Origin of the sequence: Pelagicoccus enzymogenes (assembly GCF_014803405.1) — a bacterium.
In the GTDB taxonomy this organism is placed as follows: domain Bacteria; phylum Verrucomicrobiota; class Verrucomicrobiia; order Opitutales; family Opitutaceae; genus Pelagicoccus; species Pelagicoccus enzymogenes.
In genome coordinates, this window is sequence record NZ_JACYFG010000025.1 from 1 (window position 1) to 1,884 (window position 1,884).

A 1,884-nucleotide genomic window follows, 5' to 3' on the forward strand; every position below is an offset into this window, starting at 1 on the left:
ACGTTCTACAAAAAAAGATGAAATTCGCCAATCAAGATGAGAACATCCACCTCGAAAGAGAGCGTGATCGTGTATTCAAAGAAAAATACGATTCTCGGCGAAATGAGCTCAAGACCACTATTTCAATCCTCAAACCACTGAAGTGGGTCTATTTACGATTCTGGGCCTCGAAAGAAACGAAAAAGGAAATGATCAGAAGAGGCTATCTTCCCCAAGGACATAGCATCCATACTTTCGATAGCTTCGACTGAAAACCATGAGGAGAAAAATTCGTAGAACCAGTCGTCCCATACAACTCGGGCCAAGCGCCCGAGTTGTGGAACCAGCAAGGACATCTCAAACCCCAACTTTACCCTAAACCATCACTGAAGCCCTCGCGTATGGACTTCACGTTCGAAGAAAAATGAATATCATATCGGAAGCACAACGATTTAAAGAATGGGCGAACCAATTCCCTGTTCATGGACGATATGGTGAATGGGAAACAGAATACGAAAACTGGGGACCGGTCTACTCCTGCATCGAAAAATGGATCGAATCGCCAGACTGGAGCCAAGAAGCAATCGAAGCACTTCTGTACCTTCTCGCCAGAGATAACGAAGTGATGAACATTAGATATCAGCTTGGCGATCACCCTGAAATTGCAATTGAGCTAGCAAAAAGATCACTAAAAAGTAAAGAATCATGCGCGAAATGGCAGATTGTAGAGTGTATTGGTAATTTGGAACATCCAGAAATCGATCAATTGCTTTACCAACTCTATTTCGACCGAGACTACTACGTTCAAAGACGATGCATGATGGAATCAGCAAAGAGAAAGTCATTATTCACTAGAGAAATGATCGAGCTTTCTTGGTCCACGCATGACGAATATCAGATGATCTGCGTCCTATGGTCGCTCCATTGGCTTAAGGCTCCAGATTTGCCCGATTTCCTAAGCGTAGCAAAGAACAGCGAATACGACCTTCTCAAAAAAAATGTGGAAGAAATTTCGAACCAAACGTCGCTCACAACTCCGGACGCTGCGCGTCCTACGTCGTGAGGACTCGACGATATGTGAAGAAAACAAATGATCAGGTTGAGACGTAAATATCTGGATACGTAAGAGTTTGAAAGATAACGAACCGAAGACTTCGACGATCTACTTGAGCAACTACCCGACCTTATTAATGATCCACTTCTGAGAAGAAAGCACCCTACCCAACTTCGACACAGCAAACCCCAAAGACTCCGACCTAAATAAAAATAAGGAAATCAAGATCTAACCGACGGTGAAGAAGATGATCATCTAAGTATTCGAAAGATCGATTTCTCGACAAGGTTACCCCAAGATGAAACCCAAAAGATCAACACATATCAAGTCGCTCCAGACAACTCGCGCAAGCGCTCGCGTCTGAGCTCTGCGTTGGCTAAAGCAAATAATCATCGAAGCGAATGAACACACCTTTAATTCTGGTTCTCAGTGTGTTTTTAGCCGTAATACCAGCAGCGATTTGCGAGAGGTCAATAATCGGCAAGTGGACGTACCACGTGGATCAGGGAGAAGGTATCGAAGTGAAGGGGTTCATCGTCTACGAAATGGATAAGTCTTTTTACGAGGAAATGACACTCACCAAAAATGGCGAAGTAATGGATTTATTGAGAATGAAAGGAACATGGTTTGTGGACGGTTTAGACTTAACTACTAAATTCACCTCTCCCGACAGACCAGATGGAGCCGAAATAAAAAACGAATACACGATTATTGAAATAAATGAAGAGCACATGAGATATGTAGACAAAGAACGTCCTCGAGCCGAGTATAAGCAATATCGATCAACAAAATAGAGCCAACCAGACGTAGCAGGCAACGTGCGCAAGCGCACGCCGCCTGTACTCGACGTT

The 1,884-nt window shown here is 43.7% G+C and carries 3 protein-coding genes; all 3 read left to right on the forward strand.

Annotated features, from left to right (window positions below; genetic code table 11):
• Positions 1-251: hypothetical protein (locus IEN85_RS24420; protein ID WP_224772571.1), on the forward strand; the 251-nt coding region annotated here is incomplete at its 5' end.
• A 152-nt stretch (positions 252-403) separates the two neighbouring features.
• Complete coding sequence (locus IEN85_RS10740; protein WP_191617095.1) at positions 404-1,042, forward strand: HEAT repeat domain-containing protein; 639 nt, start codon at positions 404-406, stop codon at positions 1,040-1,042.
• Positions 1,043-1,434: 392 nt separating this feature from the next.
• A complete protein-coding gene (locus tag IEN85_RS10745) occupies positions 1,435-1,827 on the forward strand; it encodes a hypothetical protein (protein ID WP_191616599.1) in 393 nt (130 codons plus the stop codon).
• Positions 1,828-1,884 lie beyond the last annotated feature (57 nt).